Origin of the sequence: Pantoea sp. B270 (assembly GCF_018726825.1) — a bacterium.
GTDB lineage: Bacteria > Pseudomonadota > Gammaproteobacteria > Enterobacterales > Enterobacteriaceae > Pantoea > Pantoea dispersa.
Genome location: NZ_JAHCSX010000002.1, coordinates 343,317 through 360,954, shown reverse-complemented (window position 1 = coordinate 360,954; position 17,638 = coordinate 343,317). Strand labels below are relative to the sequence as shown.

Below are 17,638 nucleotides of genomic sequence, written 5' to 3'. Positions count from 1 at the left end.
TCCTGTCTCTCACACCACCGGCAGGCCGAGGTTTTCACGCAGCGTGGCGAACTCGTACTCTTCGCGGAACAGACCGCGACGGCGCAGTTCCGGAATCACCAGCTCCACAAACAAATCCAGCTGCTCGGACATGATCGCCGGCATGATGTTGAAACCATCGGCGCCGCCCTCGTTGAGCCACAGCTCAAAGTCATCGGCAATATCCTGCGCGGTACCAACGATTACCCGGTGACCACGCGATCCGGCAGCTACCGCGGCCAGTTCGCGCAGCGTCAGATTTTCACGTTTCGCCATGTCGGTCATCAGTTTCACGCGGCTCTGGTTGCCTTCACCCAGCGGCACTTCCGGCACCGGACCGTCGAGCGGATACTGGCTCAGATCCATATTGAAACGCAGCGAGAGCTGACGCAGACCGTTGTCGATATCAACCAGCGTGTTGAGCTCTTTCCATAGCGCTTTGGCCTCTTCGCGCGTGCGGCCAACAATCGGCATCACGCCAGGCATGATCACCACGTGATCCGGATTGCGTCCGGCGGCAATCACCTGATCTTTCTGCGAACGGTAGAAGCTCTGTGCTTCTTCCAGGCTGGCCGAGGCGGTGAAAATCACCTCGGCGGTCTCTGCCGCCAGCTTCTGCCCATCGCTGGAAGAACCGGCTTCGATAATCACCGGACGCCCCTGCGGTGAGCGGGTAATGTTCAGCGGGCCCTGCACCTGGAAGTGCTCACCAACGTGGTTAATCGGCTGAATTTTGTCATCAATGAAGTACTGACCGGTCTCTTTGTTGGGCTGCACCGCCCCCGCCTGCCAGCCGTCCCACAGCTTATAGGTGACATCAAGGAATTCACGGGCGCGCGCGTAGCGCTCCGCATGATTAGGCATATCGCTGCGGCTGAAGTTACGCGCCACATCGGTAGAGAACGACGTCACCACGTTCCAGGCGGCGCGGCCGCGACTAATGTGGTCAAGCGACGAGAAGCTGCGTGCCATGGTGAACGGGTCGCTGAAGGTGGTCGAGGCGGTCGCCGCCAGGCCAATACGTTTGGTGTTGACCGCCAGCGCCGACAGCAGCGTTAACGGCTCCAGACGCGCCATGGTGGAAGGCAGACGATACATGCTGGTCGCCAGTGCATCACCCACGAAGAACAGATCAAACTTACCGGCTTCGGCTTTTTTCGCGATGGTGATCAGCCAGTCAATATCCGTCGGATCGCCCAGATTTTCCGTCAGCCGCCAGCCGCTCACGTGCTGTCCTACCGGTTGCACAAACAGCCCTAAACGGATGCGGCGTGAAGATGAAGTAGCCATATTTTTTCCTGGTCAATAAAAGGGTCAATAACAATTAAAAGGCGTTCTCGGTCGCCAGCAGCGCCTGCTCTAAGGCATCTGCGCTGATGCGGAACGGCAGACGTTCGGCGCTGGCCGCCGGGAATTTGATCTGTTCAGCAATGCTTCTGATGGCTGCGCGACGATCGCCGTGCAGCGGCGCTAAGGTCAGCGGCATATCATACTGTCGCAGCAGCGCCAGCAGCGCGGCGTCCGGCTCACCATCGTGCTCAATCAGCGACTGCACCAGCAGGCTGTAACCGACTTTTTCACCGTGCAGCCAGTGGTGCAGCTCCGGCTGATGGGTCAGACGGTTATGAATGGCGTGGGCAAAGCCTGGCGTTGGCAGCACGTCACGCACGCTGTTGGCCAGGCCGGCCAGCACAATACTGGCATCGATCACCTTCACCAGTTCCGGCGTTACCTGCTGTTGCTGGTTGGCCAGCACGGCGGCGGCACCGTGCTGGCGATAGACATCCAGCGCGCGCTGCGCGGTCATCACTTTAAGATCGAGGGCGAGATCGTGGGGGTTGTGCCGCAGATAAGGATAGAACTCGTAGTATTTAGCCAGCGCGTCAACGATGCCCGCTTTGAGGTAACGCACATCACTTTGCGCAATCACTTCGCTGTCTACCAGCACCAGTTCAGGCATTTTGCCCAGCGGCTGGCTGCGCACGTGGCCGCCCTGCGCGTCATAAATAATCGCCACCGGCGACCAGGCGGCACAGGTCGCCGCGACGGTGGCGAAATTAACGACGGTGATTTCCGGTAACTGGCTGCCGACCGCTTTAGCCGCATCCAGTACGCGCCCGCCGCCAATTGCCAGCAGCAGTTCAGCCTGCTGCTGTTGCAGATTGCTTTTCAGCGTATCAATGGCCGCGTCGGTGCATTCGCCGTGTAAATACTCGATTTCCCAGCGAATACCACAGGTTTCCAGACTTTGCGTTAATTGCGGATTAACCGCCTGCCAGGCGCGCGGAGAGGTGAAAATACGGATATGCGTAGCATAAGGTTTAATGAATTCGCCGGTGCGCGCACGCAGTCCCGGTTCGTGTGCGTAGGCACGCGGAGATTTAATCGCTAACACGTTGTCACCCTGATTAGGAAAAACGCCATAACAAAATTGTTATATTTCAGAGGATTAATGCGAAATAGTTATAGCGCTATGTATTTTATGCATACTACGGTAAATGGCTATTAGTGCAATGAAAAAGCCGTTATTTCATTTTCACAAATTTGCATTAGCTTATCCGGATTTCACATATAGCCTGTCAGCGCTTTACTGCTACTCTGAGCCTTCTTTTTTTATCGCCCGCCGGGCGGTTTTCCGGGGATAGCTATGACACTTGAGTTTCGTCAGGTCACAGAAGACGAAGTGGACACTTATCAGGCGCTGATGCATGCCGCCTATGCGCCCACGCTGGCGCTGGGGATCAAATTTGATGCGGCCACCGCTGACCGCGAGAAAACGCTGCGGCATCTGCAAAGCCACGGCGTGTATGCGCTGTATGCCCAGGGCGTGATGGTCTCCTCGGTCACCGTGCGTTATCCATGGGGCCCGCTGCCGGGTCCGTTCGGCCTGCCGCACATCGGCTGGTTTGGCGCTCACCCGGACTACGCGGGGCAGCAGTTTGGCCGCCAGGTTCAGGCTCACCTGGAGCAGGAAATTTTACGCGGCCAGTTACGCGCTCCGGCGGTTTCGCTCGGTACCGCCATCAGCCATCCGTGGCTGATTGATATGTATCGCAAGCGCGGATTTGTGCTCATGCACACCACCGATCTCGGCAAAGGCCACATCACGCAATATATGAAAAAAGTGCTGGATGAAACCGCGCACGATGCCTGGCTGACGCGCCAGGCGGCATCACAAGGAAGCCAGGCATGAGCCAACTGAATGAAACAGCGCTGGGCGAGCAGCTGATCGCCTTTCGCCACGAACTGCACCGTTTTCCGGAACTCTCTAATCAGGAGTTCGAAACCACCGCCCGCCTGCGCCAGCAGCTGGAACAGCACCAGATTCGCATCGTTGATTTGCCACTGAAAACCGGTCTGGTGGCGGAGGTCGGCCCGGCACAGGGGCCGCTGATTGTGCTGCGTTCGGATATTGATGCGCTGCCGATTGAGGAGCAGTCGGACGTCGCTTTTCGCTCGGAGCGTCCTGGCGTGATGCACGCCTGCGGCCACGATTTTCACGCTTCCGCTGCACTTGGCGCGGCGATTCTGCTTAAGCAGCAGGAGGCAACGCTGCCCGGCCGCGTGCGGATTCTGTTCCAGGCCGCCGAAGAGACCGGCCAGGGCGCGCCAGATGTCATCGCTACCGGCGCGCTGCAGGAGGCGGTGGCGATTTTCGGCATTCACAACGATCCGTCGCTGCCGCCTGGCGTGGCGGGCAGCAAAGCCGGCGCGCTGACCGCGGCGGTGGATCGCTTCGATATCCGCATCACCGGCACCGGCAGCCATGCCGCCAAACCGCATCAGGGCAACGATCCGATCGTTATCGCGGCGCAGATTGTCTCCGCGGCGCAAACGCTGATTAGCCGTAACGCCCCCTCCGCTGACAACGCGGTGGTGTCGATCACCCAGCTGCACAGCGGCAGCACCTGGAACGTCATTCCGGACAGCGCCTGGCTGGAAGGCACGGTGCGCACCTTCTCTCAGTCCACGCGTGAGCGACTGGAGCAGCGCTTCCGCGAAATCGTGCTCGGCCTCGGTGCGGCTTTTGCCGCAGAGGTTGAGTTTAACTGGCACGCCGGTCCGCCTGCGGTGGTGAATGATGCGCACTGGGCGGATTTTGCCCTGCAACAGGCCACCGCCAGCGGACTTGAAGCGCGCGTGGTGGAAGCCAGCCCGATCGGCGAAGATTTTGCTTTTTATCAGCAACAGCTGCCCGGCGCCTTTGTGATGATCGGCACTGGCGAACCTTTTGCGCTGCACCATCCGGCTTTTCGCATCAATGATGCGGTGTTACTGCCCACCTCACGCTACCTCGCGCAGCTTGCCGTGGCGGCGCTGCGCAGTCTGGAGCAGGCATGAACCTGAGCGTCGCGCTGGCTGAGCGCATCCTGCAAAGCCAGCCGGATGCGGCGGCACGTGATGCCGCGCGCACTGGCGTGCAGGATTTTCTGGCTGTGAGCTGGCCGGTGTTACAGCAGCAGGTCCCGGACAGCGGCTTACCGGCGCTGCGACAGGTTTATGGCGACGGCAGCGTACGCTCACAGGCGTTACTGCTGGGCTATGCCGGCCATGCGCTGGATTACGATGATTTCCATGCCGATTTTCGTGGCCATCCCAGCGTGGCGATTCTGCCCGCGCTGTTTGCCTGGCAGCAGCAGCAGCCCGCCACTGCCGAAGCGTTCCTTGATGCCTATGTCATCGGCGTGGAAGTGGCTGGCCGGCTGGGACTGGCCGCCAGCCAGCAGCACTATGCGCTGGGTTATCACAACACGGCCACGCTGGGCACGCTGGCGGCGGCGGCCGCGCTGGCACGTCTGCTGCAGCTTAATGCAACCGACTGCGCCACGCTGATCGGCATCGCGGCGACCCAGGCCAGCGGACTGCGCGCTCAGTTTGGTTCAGCGGTGAAGCCGCTGCACGCCGGACTGGCGGCAGAGCGTGCGGTGATGGCGGCGCAGCTGACGCTGGCGAAATTCGATGGCCGGCATGAAGGCGTGCTCGACGCGTTTCTCGCCGCCAGCAGTAACGGCGAGGCGCAGCCGCAACGGCTGGTGGAAAACTGGGGCGCGCCGTGGCGCATCAGTACCCCCGGTCTGGAGTTCAAACCCTTCCCCACCTGCGCCGGAACTCACAGCGCTGCCGAAGCGGCACGTCTGCTGCGGCGCGCCTGGCTGGCGGAAGGCCACTCGCTGGACTTGCTGCTGGAAAATATTGATGACATCACGGTCGCCTTCCCGCCGGGTGGTGACATCGCGGCGGCAGTTCGCGTGCCGGCTAACGGCATCGAAGCACGCTTTAGCCTGGAGTACGTGATCGCCGCCATGCTGATGTACGACGATTTACGGCTGGAAGATTTTGCCGTAGGTGCACTCAATCCGGCGGTTATGCCGCTGGCGGCCAAAGTGCGTCGCACGCCGGATGCGTCCGCGCCGCCCGATGCGCTCAACCCGGCGCGGCGTTTTCATCTCGTCACGCTGACGCTGAAAGAGGGTCGTCAGCTGCAGCAGCGCCGCACGCGGCAGCAGTCGCTGGCGGATGGCGTAGATGTGGCGGCCAAACTGCGTCAGGCGCTGCGCCATGAAGTGCCGGCGCGCCAGCAGCAGTTACTGGCTATCAGCGAGCTGCAAAGCACGGCGGATTTGGCTACATTAAGCCAACTGTTGCGCGCCTGAATCCTGGCGGCGCGCGTTCTTCGCTTAAGGCTGGCGTATCATGTCTAAAACTCAGCGGCTTCCTGAACTGCTGCAATTGCTGCGCTGTCATCGCTATCCGCTGACCGCGCAGCGTATCGCCGAACAGCTGCACATCAGCGTGCGCACCGTCTATCGTGACATTCTTAGTTTGCAGCAGCAGGGCGTAGAGATTGAGGGCAGTGCGGGCGTTGGTTATTTACTGAAATCCGACGGCCATTTGCCGCCGCTGATGTTTTCCCGTCAGGAGATTGATGCGCTGGTGCTCGGGCTCAACTGGGTCACCCGACACACCGACGAAGAGCTTAAGTCCGCCGCGCGCCATGCGCTGGCTAAAGTCCAGGCTGTGATTCCGCCGCATCTCACGCAGAGTATCGATCACCAGTCGCTGCTGATCGCCTCCCAGGGCGAAGCCTTGTTCGAAACCCATCTGCCGCAGATTCGCCAGGCAATCCATCAGCGCAGCAAGATCAGCCTGCGCTACAAAGATCTGCAGGATAACCTCTCCACGCGCATCATCTGGCCGGTGGTGATTGGCTACTTTGAACGCGTGCGCCTGCTGTGCGGCTGGTGCGAACTGCGCCAGGAGTTCCGCAATTTCCGCGTCGACCGCATTGAAGCGATCAGCGTCACCAGCGAACTCTATCCCGGCACGCGTCATCAGTTGCTGAAACGCTGGCGGGATTATCACCATTTGCGTCACCCGGCGGACAGCGCGACACGCTAGCGACATAAAGTTGCCATAAGCGACAAAATGTCGCATACTTAGCCGCGTGCAGCAGTAATCGCAACTCAACATTACAACAGTCAGTCCATCACCGCTTTCATCCGCGAGGTAATATTCATGGCCACAAGTATTCGTTTAGACGATGACTTCGTGAGCGACGTAAAAATTCACGCTGAAGCCGCCAGCCGCAGCATTCCAAAGCAGATTGAGCATTGGGCGAAGATCGGCCGGATTGCTGAGGATAATCCGGACTTACCGTATAGCTTCATCGCTGAAGTATTGATCGCCCAGGCTGAAGTCGATAATCAGAAGGTTTCGCCGTATGTCCGCCGAACACCCCGATCCAAAACCACAAAATAGCATCGAGGTTTATCAAACACGCCGCTTTGAAAAAACGCTCGATAAATTGCCCGATACACAGCGTGCCATCGTCGAGGATGAGATCGACAGGATTGTTGATGCGCCTGAAATCGGTGAGCTCAAGAGAGGTGACTTAAACTTTTTACGCGTGCACAAATTTCAGCTGAATAACCGCCTGACGCTGTTGGGTTATAGCTGGGTGGAAAATAAACTGGAACTGTATCTGCTGGATATCGGACCCCATGAGAATTTCTATCAGGAACAGAAAAAGCACCGTAAAGCCGATCTGAAAATTATCAGTTAACCCATCGACTCCTGACAAAATCTGTCACAGCCTCCCCCTACTATGCAGCGGTAAACACACAAGGAGATCACCATGCTTACCGCTAACATGACCATTATTTATGTGCCCAACGTCGTAAAAACTGCTGATTTTTATGCCGCGCTGTTCGACATCAAACCCGCAGAACTCAGCCCGACCTTTGCCATGTTTGTGTTTGAGAGCGGCTTTAAACTGGGTATCTGGTCGCAGTATACCGTTGAACCCGCACTCTCCCTGCCCGCCAGTGCGGCGCGTAGCGAAATTGTGTTTAAAACCGCGCGCAAAGACGATGTCGATTTTCTTTATCACGAATGGGGCGTGCTGCGTGAAATCACTATTATTCAATCGCCGGTGCGCATGGACTTTGGCTACACCTTTACCGCGCTGGACCCGGACGGGCACCGCCTGCGTGTCTGCTATTTACAGCTGGATGAGTAAGTGAAGAGACCTGGCGCTGACGGTTGCAGGTTGTTAAATGCACTGAGTAATCATTAACTATATTTATATTCTTAATTGCCGGTTAATGACATCAACGCTGCTGTTCAGTTAAGCAACGTGCAGGTAATTCAACCTGGTGGATAGCGGTGCGATTTATCACGCAATAAGTTGCACCGCTACACAGTGCGCGAGATGCTTGTATTTCCTCTGGCTAATATCTATATATTACAGCGCATTATAATAAGATTGTCATCGTTGACTTTATCCATCATTACCGTTTCCCTCCCACATCGCGCTTTTTTAAAGTGCCTTCCGTGTATGCAATAAATAAAATCTACTGAATACAGCCACCTGAACACGCTACGTCGTTTCCAGGACAAGTCTTGTTACTGTTAAATATTAATTACGTTTTTATGGACCTCTGCACAGGCTGCAGTGTACCTGTAGCCCGACCATGGAGAAGGCCAGGCGATTAAACGCCGTACTACACCGGGATGTGATGATGAACAGTAATCTGCTTAACCTGCGCCAGCAGCGCGCGACGCGCACGCTATTTTTTATCGCCGGACTGGGCATGGCCGCCTGGGCGCCGCTTATTCCCTTCGCCAAAGCGCAGCTGGCGATCAATGACGGCATGCTGGGGCTGCTGCTGTTCTGTATCGCCGCAGGCTCCATGTCAGTTATGCCCTTTACCGGCGCGCTGATTGCCCATTTTGGCTGTCGCACGCTGCTGCTGCTGTGCGGTGCCGGACTGGCCCTGGATCTGCCGCTGCTGATGCTGCTGTCCTCACCATTGCCGATGGCGGGCGCGCTGTTGCTCTTCGGTGCGATCAACGGACTGATGGATGTCAGCATGAATTATCAGGCGGTGATAGTGGAGCGCGAGGCCGGGGCCAGCAAGATGTCGGGCTTTCACGGCTTTTACAGTCTTGGCAGCATTGCTGGCGCCGGCGCGGTGAGTCTGCTGCTGTGGCTGCAGGTTGCGCCCCTGCTGGCACTGCTGCCACTGTGTGCGTTGATTTTATTGCTGCTGCTGATGAGCCATACCGCCCTGTTGCCCCGTCGCCGCACGGATGCAAAACCAACGCGCGGAACGCTGCGCGCCCTGACGCACCGTAACGTGGTGCTGATTGCCCTGCTGTGTTTCCTGCTGTTCCTCACCGAAGGCGCCATGCTCGACTGGTCAGCGGTGTTTATGAACAGTGAACGCGCCATGTCGATGCAGCTGGCCGGTTTCAGCTTCACGCTGTACGCCACGGCTGTCGCCACGCTGCGCCTGTTTGGCGATCGGCTGATTAATCACTATGGCAGTCGCCGCGTGCTCACCTGGGGCGGTCTCGTCGCCAGCGGAGGGCTGGCATTGGCCATTTTCTCCGTCTGGCTGTGGAGCGCTCTGCTCGGCTTTGTGCTGGTGGGTATCGGTCTGGCCAATATCGTGCCGATTTTGTTCAACGCGGCGGGTAACCAGCGCACTGTCGCCGCGCATTACGCCATACCGGCCGTCACGCTATGCGGTTACTCCGGGCTACTGCTGGGCCCGGCCCTGATTGGCTTTAGCGCCCAGCTCACGTCCCTGACCACCACGCTCAGCGCCGGCATCGTGATGTTGCTGCTGGTGACTTTCGCGGCGCGTTTCGCTCTGGCAGCGAAATAGCGCCTCTGCCCTGTCATATTCACAAGGAGTTTCTATGACAACCTCAACGCAACCGGTGTTTAGCCTGCACTACGTCGGGCTCAATCTGAAGAAAGGCGTTAATGCCGCGACCTTCGAAGCCTTTCTCAAGGCGCGCGGCACGCAGATTCCTGCTTATCCGGGCTGGCAATGGTCGCTGTTAAAAGGCCTGCGCGGCGAACGCCAGGAACAATACCTGATGCTGTATCAGGCTCCCAGCCAGGCAGAATATGACCGCTATATCACACCGGCTGGCGAACTCACGGCTGAGGCCATCGCCTTCTGGCAACAACGGCCCGAGGCGTGCGCGCTGCTTGAGGAGTGGAAAAACTTTGCCACCTATGGGGAGTTACCAACGCTGTTCTCCACCTTCTCGCTGCTGGCAGAAAACCGCCACAGTTCACTGCCGCCCGGCCCGAACTTTCAGCCCGATGCTCAACCTGCGGTGGCACGCGTGGTCGGTTTTCATCATCTGGCACTACGCGCTGGCGTGACGGCTGCCGACTTTGATCGCTTTATGATTGAGAACGTCGCGCGCATTGATGACTATCCCGGCTGGAAGTTTCACATGCTGAAGGGCACCGGCGGCAATCGAAGTGAGCAATATGCAGTGATGCTGGTGATCGAAAGTCTCGACTCGCTCAATAGCTTCCATCCGGCGATGGACGTCTCAACCGAAAAATCGCTGACGTTTGTGAAAAACCATCAGGAGAGCGAGCGTATGTATGATGAATGGCGCACCATGGCCTCGTTCTCCGGCGCACCGCAAATGTATACCGACTATCTGACGATTGCCGGCAACGTCGGCTGAGGTTGGCCATGACCGGCGGAGGCCGGTCAGACTGCATCATCACGCCCGCGCAGGGTTGTGTTCGGTCGTGGCTGGCCCGGCACCTCAACGCCTGGCCAGCCCGCCGTTCGCGTCCGTTGCCGGATTAGCTCACCCGCGCCGCTGCCGGGCTGTTCAGCGCGGCCAGCAGCGTTGCAGAGTCCGCCACTGCGCCGAATATACCGCCCTGCATATGAATCATGCTGAGCGCCGCCTCATGATGCTTCAACTCCGTCGCCGCGCAGCAGTCGCTCAGCACCAGACATTCAAAACCGCGATCGTTGGCTTCGCGCAGTGTGGTATGCACGCAAACGTCGGTGGTGATGCCGCTGATGATTAAGTTGCGGATACCGCGACTGTGCAGAATCAGCTCAAGGTCGGTGGCGTAAAAAGAGCCTTTGCCGGGTTTATCAATAATCACTTCATCCGGTAGCGGCGCCAGCTCGGGAATGATTTCCCAGCCTGGCTCACCGCGCACCAGAATGCGGCCACAGGGCCCTGCTGCACCAATCTCCGCCTGCATCCGCCGCGATCGCCAGCGCTTGTTGGCCGGTAGATCGCTCAGGTCCGGACGATGGCCTTCACGGGTATGGATGATCGGGAAGCCGGAGTCGCGCATGCGCGCTAACACCTGCTGCAGCGGTTTGATGGGGGCGCGTGTCAGGGAGATGTCGTAACCCATAGTGTCAACATAACCGCCCTTACCGCAGAAGTCGGTTTGCATATCAATCACCAGCAGCGCGGTGTTTTGTACCGTGCAGTTGCCGTCAAAAGGCCACGGATAAGGCGTTGAATCAACGATATAATCAGGCATTGCTTTTCTCCATTACCGCCGCGCTGCTTTCCGGTTTCCATTTCACAATCAGCGTGTAGCTCACTGCCGCTGCCACCAGACCAATGACCGCTTCACCAAACTGCGGGAATTCAAGGTGGGCCATCACCGCACACAGGCTGCCGATGGCCCAGGCGGCGAACGCGCTGCCGCGCAGGCGCCGGGTTTGACGCTGTTCGCTGATTTTTGCCATAAAGATCAGATCAACAATCATCACTGCGCCAAACGGCGGCACCACCATGCCAAGCAGGCTGAGCCATTCGAGGAACCAGGACCACACGCCGGCCAGCGCCAGCACGCCACCGATGGCCCCGAGGATCAGCGTCCACAGGCGCATTTTGCTGCTGAACAGATGGCTGAAACCGACCGCGCCGTTATACAGGCAGTGCGTGCACACCGAACCGAGGTTGATAAACACAAACAGAAAGGCAATGACGGAGAGCAGCATGCCGTGCCCCATCAGCAGCGGCAGGAAGTTACCGCCGTTGCTGAGCGGATCGACCGCCGCGCCGACGGCGACAATCACCACACCAAACAGATAGGAAATCACATTCGCCAGCGGGAACGCGGAAAACGCGGCGATCACCGCTGATTTGCCGTCCTTCGACCAGCGGGTAAAATCCGCTGTCATGGTGCCGGAATCCGCAAAGCCGGCAATCACCATGGTGACCGCCGTGCCCATGCTCATGGCGCCAGCGGCTGCCGGACTGCCCTGCCACTGGGTCAGCGTGGTGAAATCATGATCCTTGCTCACCAGCCACAGCGCAACCAGCCCCAGCACCACAAACAGCGGAGCGGCAATCATTCCCAGCACCGACAGCGCCCGCACCCCAAGAAAGGTGACGCCAGTATACAGCACCATGGCAAACGCGGTGACCGCCAGCGCATTCCAGCCAAAAGTCTGGTTGATCACCGTCCCGGTCAGGCCGGTCTGAAAGGCGTACCAGCCTATCACCACAGTAGAAAGAAAGCCGGACACCAGGATATAGCCTTTGGTGCCAAAGGTCCGCTTCGCCTGCAGCGCGAAGTTCATACCGGTATGCCCGGCGAACCAGCTAAGTGCGCCGACATAGGCAAACAGCACCAGGTTACCCAGCAAAATCGCCAGCAGTGCCGGCCAGAAGCCAAGATGCCTGGTGATAATGCCGCCGAACAGCGCATTGGTGAGGATCATCGGAAAGCCAAACCACACCGCCGACACCGAACCCGTCGAGTGGCGATGGCTAAGCGGCACCGGCTCATGCTCGAACTCCTGCTCCAGCGCAGGGGAAGATTTGTTACTCATGGAGAACTCCAATAGCAGCAGGATAGTGATGATTCCATGGTTGGATGCGCTCAAAAGCGGCACTGGCCGCCAGCACCAGGCCATCGTCCAGATGACGACCCACAATTTGCATACCGATCGGCAGACCACCGGCCGTGAAGCCGGCAGGCACCGAGGCGGCAGGCTGACCGGTAAAATTGAACGGGAAGCAGAACGACAGCCAGTGATCGCTGCGCACCATGCGGCCATCAATGACTTCCGGGCCCTGCATATGCAGCGCAAATGGCGGCACCGCCAGCGTCGGCGACAGCAGCAGGTCGTAGTGCTGCATAAAGCGCCACAGCTGGTTGCAGAGCTTTTTGCGCGTGGTATTGGCGTCGGTGAAATGCTCCGCGCGCCAGTCGCGCTGCAGCATGGCACTCAGGTGCGGTGACATCGCAGCACCCAGCTCGCTCTGCATCTGGCGCATGCCGCTCAGATCGCTTTCGAACGCCACCAGCGCAGCAAAGCTGGCGCTTTCGTCAGCGATGCCGGGATCCACCTCCTCCAGCTCTGCGCCCAGCGCCGCAGCGAAACGACGTGCGGCCGCGGTGACCACGGCGCGCACTTCCGCATCGACGGCGATATAGCCAAAGTCGGCGCTGAAAGCGATGCGCAACCCCTGCAGTGGCCGATGCAGACTGCCCAGCCAGTCAACATCACTGCACGGGATGGAGTGCCGATCGCGCATGTCCGGACCGGCCATCACCGACATCATCAGCGCGCTGTCGCGCACGCTACGCGTCATCGGACCGATATGTTCAAGCGATTCCCAGCTGGAAACGCCAGGATAACGCTCATCGCGGCAGCCCGGCCACAGCGGCACCCGCCCCATCGAGGCCTTGAGTCCATAGACACCGCAATGGGCCGCCGGGATACGTACCGATCCTCCGCCATCACTGCCGAGCGCAATCGGACACAGCCGCGCCGCCAGCGCCGCGCCAGATCCCGCACTCGATCCGCCCGGCGTTTTGCTCACATCCCAGGGATTACGCGGTGAGGGAAACAGGGGATTATGGCCGACACCGCTGTAGCCAAACTCCGGCGCGGTGGTCTTGCCCAGCAGGATGGCATCCGCCGCCAGCAGGCGCTCAACGGTGATGTCATCTTCTTCGGGAATAAAATCGGCGTAGGCGGCCGATCCTGATGTGGTTCGCACACCGGCGGTACAGATCAAATCTTTTACCGCCAGCGGCACCCCCGCCAGTGCGCCCAGCGGCTCGCCGCGCGCACGACGGCGGTCGATCTGCTCTGCCTGTGCCAGCGCCCGCTCCGGCGTTAGCGTACAAAACGCCTGAATCAGCGGCTCCCGCTGTTCCAGGCGATCCAGCGTCGCCTGGGTTAACTCGCGCGCGGAAACCTCGCCGTCGCGCATCCGCGCCGCCAGCTGGGTGGCATCTTCATCCAGCAGTGCATCAAACATGATCGTTCTCCCGGGTTAATTGGCTACCGGGAGGAGTGCAGTTTGCGTGCCAGAATAGTGTGGTGTGCGCGGCCGTTATGCGCCGGACCAGATGGGATACGGTCTGGGATACAAGATGGAATACTTATGGATGCGGCAGCCATACCGATGCAGGCAATGCGCACAAACTGTGCGCACCGCTGCATCATCGCGTTGCCATTTTAGGGTGCAGCCGGCGGAGGCGACGTTGCTGCCGTGGCGTGCTTCAGAAGGGTTAGCTTTGCGCGCTGACTAACCGCACGGCGAAGCCAAAAAACAGCATGCCGGTCAGCATGTTCGCCAGCTTAACCAGGCGGGTGCGGCTGCGCAGATAGCGCACCATCACCGCGCCAGCCACCAGCAACAGGGAATAGTAGCTGAAACTGATCACCTGAATCAGCGCACCCAGGGTGGCAAACGCCGGCGCGGTATGGGTTACGCGCGGATCGATAAACTGAATGAAGAACGAAACGTAAAACAGAATCGCCTTGGGATTAGTTACGCCAAGCAGCAGCGCACGCAGGAAATAGTTTTCCTGTTTTACCGCTTCAGCCGGTTGATCGCCGCTGCGTTTGCGCAGCGCGCCGATGATAATCTTCACGCCGAGATACAGCAGGAACATGGCACCAAGATAACGCACCACCATAAAAATATGCGGACTGGTACGGATCAGCGTCGCGACGCCCGCCCAGGCGAGGAAAATCAAAATCAAATCGCCCGCCATCACCCCGGCTATCGCCTGACAGGCCGGCTTTGCCCCACGACTCATCCCGGTGCGCAGCACATACAGGCTGTTGGGTCCGGGTAATAGAATGATCACCAGCGCGCCCGCCAGGAAAGTCCAGAGATTGATAATGCCTAAATCGTGAAACATTACGGTGCTACCCCATGCCGTTAAGCAGGTAAAAATGAGTGAAAGTGGAACCCGGCGCGCTGCTCAGCTGCCGCGGCGCGGCGCATAGTAGCAGTTGTGCGGTGGATTTGTCGCTTAACGCCACGGTTCAGGTGGTCGAAACGGTGTTACGTAACACATACAGCGCGTGACAGGCACCAGTGACGTTGTCACAGTGATGATTCAGAGGTTTTGCAACTGCTGCGTCACCGCATCCAGAAATACCCGTAATACCGCAGGCTGGCGTTCGCGCGACATATACAGGCCATAAATGCCTAAGGTGCGCGGTTGAAAGCCGGGCAGTACGCAACGTAACTGACCGCTGGCGAGCGCAGCCTGTGCCTCCATTGCCGGCACCATGGCAACACCACAGCCGGCGATAGCAGCATCACATAACACGGATGAAATACCGGCGCTGAAATTGCCGCTCACCACCACGGAAACCGCCTCGCCTTGCGCATCGTGAAACTGCCAGCGCTGCCCGGCAAAGCGGCTGTAGTGCAGGCAATTATGTTGTGCCAGATCCGCTGGCGTCTGCGGTTCGCCCCGCTGCGTTAAATAGGCCGGCGCGGCGCAGACTACCGAGGCACATTCACCCAGCCTGCGGGCAATCGCGCCGGGCTCCGGATCGTCGGTAATGCGAATGGCCACATCGATGCGCTCACCCACCAGGCTAACCGGCTGATTATTGATCTCCAGCTCAATACGCACCGCCGGGTAACGCGCGAGGAACGCCGGAATCATCGGTCCAAGAATATGTGTGGCGGTTGAATGTGCACAGGCCACGCGCAACGTGCCCTGCGGTTTGCCCTCATCGCCCTGCTGTTCAATCTCGTCGGCCAGCCGGGCCAGCGCGCGTGTCTTATGCAAAATCTGTTCACCCGCCGGGGTAATGGTCAGCCGCCGTGAAGAACGGTGTAGCAGGCGAGCGCCCGCCCACTTCTCCATTTCATCAAGATAGCGACTGACCATCGGGCGCGAAATATCCAGCGCGCGCGCCGCCGCGCTCAGGCTTCCCAGTTCACAAATCCGGTTAAACACCCGCGCTGCCGTCACTCTGTCCATGCAGGCTCCATCTGATCGTTTTATGCAACTGATCATATCTGATTGCGGGAATTCTGCCAGCTGGCGATTTGCTTACAATAGCGTCTTTCAGTGACGGCACGTTGCCGTAAAAAGGAAGATGCCATGAAGATGAAATCACTCGCGCTGCTGGTCACCTTAGCCGCCGCGCCGGTTTTTGCCGCCCCGTTGCAGTTAGACGTGTATAACCCACAGGAACAGGGAATTTTTCCGGTCTCGTCGACGCTGGTCTCCGGTCCGCATGAAGCGATTCTGTTTGATGCGCAGTTCAGCCCCAAAGATGGCGAGAAGCTGGTGGAACTGATTAAAGCGCGCGGCAAGCAGTTGACCCACATCGTGATCACCTCGGGCGATCCGGATTTCTACTTCGGTCTTGAGCCGCTGGTGCAGGCGTTTCCGCAGGCCAAAATAGTCGCCTCGCCGCTGGTAGTGGAACATATCGAAGCGACCAAAGATGCCAAGCTGCAGTACTGGGGACCGCAGATGAACGGCGCTGCGCCGCACCAGCTGTATGTGCCGCAGATTACCCACCAGACGCGGTTTAGCGTCGATGGTGAGCGCATCGAGCTGCGCCACGCGGCAGAAAAATCAGCCTACGTGTGGATTCCCTCAAATAAGGCAATACTCGGTGGCACAGTGGTGGATTCGGGCATTCATGTCTGGACCGCGGACACCCAGACCGCAGCCAGCCGCGCAGAGTGGCGTCAGGTAATGCGAGAAATGCAGCAGTTGAAGCCGCAGGTGGTGATCCCCGGCCACTATCTGGGCGCGCGTCCGGCAGGCGATAAGGCGGTCACCTTTACCCTGGATTATCTGCAAAGTTTTGAGCGGGCGCTGCAACAGCACAAAGGCTCCGCGGCGGTGATTCAGGCGATGAAACAGGCGTGGCCAACCTTAGCGGATGTCAGCTCGCTGGAGCTGAGCGCGAAGGTGAATACCGGTGAGATGAAGTGGAAGTGACGCGAGGATAAATAAACGGGCCAGACGCCGCCACGCCTGGCCTGAAGCTTACTGCAGATGGGTTTTCAGCTCTTCCGCCGCCTGACGAATCGCAGTGCGGACTGCCGGCACCTCGCTCAGCGGATTGAGCAGACCGTAGTCATGAATCAGACCGTTATAGCGCGTCACGGTGACATCCACACCGGCGGCATCCAGTTTGCGACCAAAGGCTTCACCCTCATCACGCAGCACATCCAGTTCTGCCGTCTGAATCAGCGTTGGCGGTAAGCCCTGCAGCTGCTCTTTTGTGGCGCGCAGCGGCGAAGCGAGAATATTGTCGCGCTCGCTCTGTTTGGTGGTGTAGGCGTCCCAGAACCATTTCATCATGTTACGCGACAGGAAATATCCGTTGGCAAACTGGTGATACGAAGCGGTATCAAAGCGCGCATCGGTTACCGGCCACAGCATGATGTCATAACGAATCGCTGGCGTTTGCTGCTGTTTAGCCTGCAGCGCGACCGCCGCCACCATATTGCCGCCGACGCTGTTACCAACCAGCGCCAGGCGCTTACCATCGACACCAATTTCACTACCGTGTTCCGCCACCCAGCGTGTCGCCGCATAAGCCTGATTGATGGCCAGCGGATAATGCGCTTCGGGTGACGGCGTATAGTTCACAAACACAGCCGCTGCGCCAGATTCCACCACCAGATCGCGCACCAGACGTTCGTGGGTCGGGAAATCACCGAGGATCCAGCCGCCGCCGTGGAAGAACATAAATACCGGCAGCGTACCCTGTGCGCCCTGCGGTTTTACGATATTCAGCTTAATGGGCTGGCCGTTTACCTGAATGGTTTTTTCAGTGACGTCGGCCGGCGGCAGCGTTACGCCCTTCTGCGCATCAATCAGGACCTGGCGCGCCGCCTGCGGTGACAGTTGCTCAATCGGTTTGCCGCCGCTGCTGTTCAGCGCCTGTAAAAACTGCTGCACGTGACGTTCAGGTTGTGGTGCGTCAGCAAAGCTATTTACAGATGCAGTAGCCATCGCCATGGCAAGCAGAGAGTGTTGTAATTTCATGGTGTTACTCCTTTAATATTTTTTGCGATTATA

The 17,638-nt window shown here is 58.7% G+C and carries 19 protein-coding genes; 11 read left to right on the top strand and 8 right to left on the bottom strand.

Annotation, left to right across the window (positions count from 1 at the left end):
• Positions 1-9: 9 nt before the first annotated feature.
• Together KOL70_RS18095 and KOL70_RS18090 are read right to left on the bottom strand one after the other, a co-directional pair.
• Complete coding sequence (locus KOL70_RS18095) at positions 10-1,308, bottom strand: LLM class flavin-dependent oxidoreductase (RefSeq protein ID WP_058770255.1); 1,299 nt, start codon at positions 1,306-1,308, stop codon at positions 10-12.
• 34 nt (positions 1,309-1,342) lie between these two features.
• Positions 1,343-2,413, bottom strand: a complete 1,071-nt coding sequence (locus KOL70_RS18090; protein ID WP_058770256.1) for an iron-containing alcohol dehydrogenase family protein — start codon at positions 2,411-2,413, stop codon at positions 1,343-1,345.
• 252 nt (positions 2,414-2,665) lie between these two features.
• Between KOL70_RS18090 and KOL70_RS18085 the strand changes: the two genes are divergently transcribed.
• From KOL70_RS18085 to KOL70_RS18045, 9 genes are all read left to right on the top strand, one after another.
• Positions 2,666-3,211 carry a GNAT family N-acetyltransferase gene (locus KOL70_RS18085; protein WP_215481259.1) on the top strand — a complete coding sequence of 182 codons (546 nt, stop codon included), beginning with the start codon at positions 2,666-2,668 and terminating at the stop codon, positions 3,209-3,211.
• On the top strand, positions 3,208-4,359 hold the full coding sequence (locus KOL70_RS18080) for an amidohydrolase (RefSeq protein WP_215481258.1): 1,152 nt from the start codon (positions 3,208-3,210) through the stop codon (positions 4,357-4,359). The genes KOL70_RS18085 and KOL70_RS18080 overlap by 4 nt, the downstream gene beginning before the upstream one ends.
• A complete protein-coding gene (locus KOL70_RS18075; RefSeq protein WP_215481257.1) occupies positions 4,356-5,672 on the top strand; it encodes an MmgE/PrpD family protein in 1,317 nt (438 codons plus the stop codon). The genes KOL70_RS18080 and KOL70_RS18075 overlap by 4 nt, the downstream gene beginning before the upstream one ends.
• Positions 5,673-5,712: 40 nt before the next feature.
• The gene (locus tag KOL70_RS18070; RefSeq protein ID WP_215481256.1) at positions 5,713-6,417 is read left to right on the top strand and encodes a YafY family protein; all 705 of its coding nucleotides are present in this window, start codon (positions 5,713-5,715) and stop codon (positions 6,415-6,417) included.
• Positions 6,418-6,534: 117 nt separating this feature from the next.
• The gene (locus KOL70_RS18065; protein WP_071813632.1) at positions 6,535-6,777 is read left to right on the top strand and encodes a ParD-like family protein; all 243 of its coding nucleotides are present in this window, start codon (positions 6,535-6,537) and stop codon (positions 6,775-6,777) included.
• Complete coding sequence (locus KOL70_RS18060) at positions 6,740-7,081, top strand: type II toxin-antitoxin system RelE/ParE family toxin (protein WP_021313439.1); 342 nt, start codon at positions 6,740-6,742, stop codon at positions 7,079-7,081. The genes KOL70_RS18065 and KOL70_RS18060 overlap by 38 nt, the downstream gene beginning before the upstream one ends.
• Positions 7,082-7,153: 72 nt before the next feature.
• Positions 7,154-7,537: a VOC family protein gene (locus KOL70_RS18055; protein ID WP_215481255.1), complete on the top strand. Its 384-nt coding sequence runs from the start codon at positions 7,154-7,156 to the stop codon at positions 7,535-7,537.
• 499 nt (positions 7,538-8,036) lie between these two features.
• Positions 8,037-9,191: an MFS transporter gene (locus KOL70_RS18050; RefSeq protein ID WP_215481254.1), complete on the top strand. Its 1,155-nt coding sequence runs from the start codon at positions 8,037-8,039 to the stop codon at positions 9,189-9,191.
• A 34-nt stretch (positions 9,192-9,225) separates the two neighbouring features.
• Positions 9,226-10,020, top strand: a complete 795-nt coding sequence (locus KOL70_RS18045) for a hypothetical protein (protein ID WP_058759084.1) — start codon at positions 9,226-9,228, stop codon at positions 10,018-10,020.
• Between the two features lie 124 nt (positions 10,021-10,144).
• Here the strand turns inward: KOL70_RS18045 and KOL70_RS18040 are convergent, their stop codons facing one another.
• The 4 genes from KOL70_RS18040 to leuE form a co-directional block, all read right to left on the bottom strand.
• Positions 10,145-10,852, bottom strand: coding sequence for a cysteine hydrolase family protein (locus KOL70_RS18040; protein ID WP_215481253.1), 708 nt, complete (start codon positions 10,850-10,852; stop codon positions 10,145-10,147).
• Entirely contained in the window at positions 10,845-12,155 is a 1,311-nt protein-coding gene (locus KOL70_RS18035) for a cytosine permease (protein ID WP_215481252.1), read from the bottom strand. Before KOL70_RS18035 ends, KOL70_RS18040 begins: the two co-directional genes overlap by 8 nt.
• Complete coding sequence (locus KOL70_RS18030; protein WP_215481251.1) at positions 12,148-13,596, bottom strand: amidase; 1,449 nt, start codon at positions 13,594-13,596, stop codon at positions 12,148-12,150. The genes KOL70_RS18035 and KOL70_RS18030 overlap by 8 nt, the downstream gene beginning before the upstream one ends.
• Before the next feature lie 253 nt (positions 13,597-13,849).
• Positions 13,850-14,488, bottom strand: coding sequence for a leucine efflux protein LeuE (leuE, locus tag KOL70_RS18025; protein ID WP_058770263.1), 639 nt, complete (start codon positions 14,486-14,488; stop codon positions 13,850-13,852).
• A gap of 38 nt (positions 14,489-14,526) precedes the next feature.
• Between leuE and KOL70_RS23765 the strand changes: the two genes are divergently transcribed.
• Positions 14,527-14,658, top strand: coding sequence for a hypothetical protein (locus tag KOL70_RS23765; protein WP_256445338.1), 132 nt, complete (start codon positions 14,527-14,529; stop codon positions 14,656-14,658).
• Between the two features lie 31 nt (positions 14,659-14,689).
• On the opposite strand, the gene KOL70_RS18020 is transcribed toward KOL70_RS23765, so the two are convergent.
• On the bottom strand, positions 14,690-15,571 hold the full coding sequence (locus tag KOL70_RS18020) for a LysR family transcriptional regulator (protein ID WP_104093355.1): 882 nt from the start codon (positions 15,569-15,571) through the stop codon (positions 14,690-14,692).
• 123 nt (positions 15,572-15,694) lie between these two features.
• Between KOL70_RS18020 and KOL70_RS18015 the strand changes: the two genes are divergently transcribed.
• Positions 15,695-16,549: a Vmh family MBL fold metallo-hydrolase gene (locus tag KOL70_RS18015; RefSeq protein WP_215481250.1), complete on the top strand. Its 855-nt coding sequence runs from the start codon at positions 15,695-15,697 to the stop codon at positions 16,547-16,549.
• 48 nt (positions 16,550-16,597) lie between these two features.
• On the opposite strand, the gene KOL70_RS18010 is transcribed toward KOL70_RS18015, so the two are convergent.
• Complete coding sequence (locus KOL70_RS18010) at positions 16,598-17,578, bottom strand: alpha/beta hydrolase (RefSeq protein WP_369974302.1); 981 nt, start codon at positions 17,576-17,578, stop codon at positions 16,598-16,600.
• Positions 17,579-17,638 lie beyond the last annotated feature (60 nt).